Origin of the sequence: Yersinia rohdei ATCC 43380 (assembly GCF_000173775.1) — a bacterium.
GTDB lineage: Bacteria > Pseudomonadota > Gammaproteobacteria > Enterobacterales > Enterobacteriaceae > Yersinia > Yersinia rohdei.
This window is the reverse complement of the sequence record NZ_ACCD01000073.1, coordinates 1-1,726: the sequence shown is the minus strand read 5'-3', so window position 1 is coordinate 1,726 and position 1,726 is coordinate 1. Positions and strand designations below refer to the sequence as shown.

The following is a 1,726-nucleotide window of genomic DNA, read 5'->3' as shown; positions in this document are numbered from 1 at the left end:
GCGGCGAAGAATAGCCAACTGCCAACTGGAACCGTTTTCGATTCAATTAAGGCAACTCAACCTGCGATACCAGGAACCTCAATTCCGAAGTCTTTTGAGTTAAATGTTAATGGGCAAACTGTTTGGGTAAACCCAAATGCAACTAAACATATGGGTGAGTATTTAACTCGAAATGGATTATCTAATAGTACGTCAGAGGGAAGCCAAGCTATGTTAACCAGCCTTCAGAGTGCTGTTCAAAATGCATCTTCTCAAGGTTTCAAGTTTAATGAAGTAATGCAGGTTGGGAGCTGGGAGCTAATATTTAGCCAGCGACCTACTGATCCTTATCCAGTATTAAAACATGCGCTGTATAAATAATGAAATTAACCGTTGATAGTGTAGTTAATGAATCTCATACAGTAGCCATCAGCATTGATGGTTACGTTCCTATTGATGTAAAACTTGTTGATCCTATAGACTTTCCTCCTTTGTATTGGCGAGCTGGAGATGGGAAGAAGAGTCTTATCGAACTGGCCGTATTGCCTGAAAATGGATTTTTATCGGCTATCACATTAGTGATTATGGATCCTGACTCTGTCCATAAGGTAGATAATGTCCAGGTAGAGTTGTTAGATTGTGAATATGGGTTTCCAATCGTTAGTTTGGGATTATGGCAATGTTCTGATAGTGATGATTTTGTTCAGCGTTTTATCGAAGATTTTAATCTTGATATTCAGGTTTTTATATCACCTAGTTCTATCTTGGTTGCCATTAATGAAGAGCAAGATAGAACTAACTGGATAAAATGCAGTGACTCTTTTTATTTAGGAGTAAATTCTGAGAGAAACATTACTCATTTACTTTTAGATAATCTAACACAAGAAGAAATAGCTGATTTTTCTGGATCAATTATTTAAAAAGTAATCCCTGCCAAGGAGTAACACCGTTCACTCAAACCCTGCTGGGGCCGCTGGCTGGCGGTGACTGGCTGCTCAATACGGTACAAACCCGCGACCAGATAAGTGCAAATTATGGTAGTGGCAGCGCCACCAGTGAGCATATTCGCCATCTGGGCAGTGAGGTGAATGTCGGTGGTGCGCTAACCGCCAATGTGAATAATCTGACCGCGGTGGGGGCTAACATCAATGCCAGCACCATTGATGTACAAGCGCAAAATATTAACCTCAGTGCGGCGACCGACAGCCTGCAAGTCAGCGGTGAATCCTCGAGCAAGCGCCATACCAGCTCAGTGGAGCTTTATGATGAAACCCTGCGAGGCAGCCAGCTGAATGCCACCGGCGACATCAATTTGCAGGCAGCAAAAGACATCAATATCAGTGCCAGTGCGGTACAAACCGACGGTGCGCTGAAGCTGGCGGCGGGCGGGGATGTCAACCTCACCACCCAGACTGAACAACATGATGAGCAGCGTAATCATACCGGTATCAGTAAAAGTCTGGCGTCCAGCACCACCACCCGCACCGAAGACAGTATTAACCAGACACTGGAGGTGGGGTCAATGCTATCGGCGGGATCTATCGATGTCAGTGGTAAAAATATCGCGGTGATGGGCAGCAATGTGGTGGCCGATAACGATATCAATCTGCGCGCAAAAGAGAACATCACTATCGGCACCGCGCAGCAGAGTGAAAGTGAATCTCACCTGTATGAGCAGAAAAAATCCGGCCTGATGAGCACCGGGGGCATTGGCGTCACCGTCGGCAGCAACAGCACCAAAGTCACC

1 protein-coding gene and 2 pseudogenes are annotated in these 1,726 nt (G+C 45.4%); all 3 read left to right on the top strand.

Annotated elements, in window-relative coordinates:
- Positions 1-360: pseudogene (locus YROHD0001_RS19960) on the top strand (VENN motif pre-toxin domain-containing protein); the annotation flags it as partial.
- The gene (locus YROHD0001_RS00100; RefSeq protein ID WP_004716946.1) at positions 360-899 is read left to right on the top strand and encodes a hypothetical protein; all 540 of its coding nucleotides are present in this window, start codon (positions 360-362) and stop codon (positions 897-899) included. The pseudogene YROHD0001_RS19960 and the gene YROHD0001_RS00100, both read left to right, overlap by 1 nt.
- Positions 900-958: 59 nt before the next feature.
- Positions 959-1,726, top strand: a pseudogene (locus YROHD0001_RS00105) (hemagglutinin repeat-containing protein); the annotation flags it as partial.